Here is a 575-nt window from a genome sequence, read left to right as displayed (position 1 = left end):
TACCCTTCGGTGATGAGGAGATCGTCTTCGTCCGTTGCTTTGTATGCGCCATAAACCGATTTGCTTGTGGTATCGCTGTGGAAGGCCAGAACCGAATCCGGATTACGCTGCCACGCCTGTAGCGCCAGAGTTGAGTAGAGTTCATGTACGCCAGCCCCACTGATTCGATCCAGATGCCGCGCTAATGCATCGTCGTTAAAGAACGAAGCTTGCACGCCGGGGCGGAACAACTTTTCAAGATCCAATCGTTTCGCCCAGTCCGCCATATGAACGAGCGCCTGTCGCCCGGTCAGCATGTCCATGACGATCATTTGGACAACGTCTCCCGGACTCACGTTGCACTGAGCATCGTAGGGAACTTTTGCATCAATCGTCTGCGGAATCCGCATATCTTTCATCATTTGGCTGATGAGATTTAAATACCCCTGTGGGTGAATGGCTTCGATCTGTATAGGCGACTGCATAGAAGACCTCCGTACGTTATGTGCTACGTAGAGATATTCGACGCCATTCGGTCATTTCTTCTTTGATCCAAAAATATTATTTCAGGCGTTCATAAGGGTGCGAAATGTGAG

Annotated in this window: 1 protein-coding gene; it reads right to left on the bottom strand. The window is 50.1% G+C overall.

Translation table 11 applies throughout. The features are described 5' to 3' along the window. Positions 1 to 464: DUF4277 domain-containing protein (locus tag ACE5LO_RS27765; protein WP_375523139.1), on the bottom strand; the 464-nt coding region annotated here is incomplete at its 3' end. Positions 465 to 575: the final 111 nt, after the last annotated feature.

The sequence above is a fragment of the Paenibacillus medicaginis genome (genome assembly GCF_042138635.1).
Lineage (GTDB): Bacteria > Bacillota > Bacilli > Paenibacillales > Paenibacillaceae > Paenibacillus > Paenibacillus medicaginis.
The sequence above is the reverse complement of the archived record's forward strand: the minus strand, read 5'-3'. Positions and strand labels throughout refer to the sequence as shown.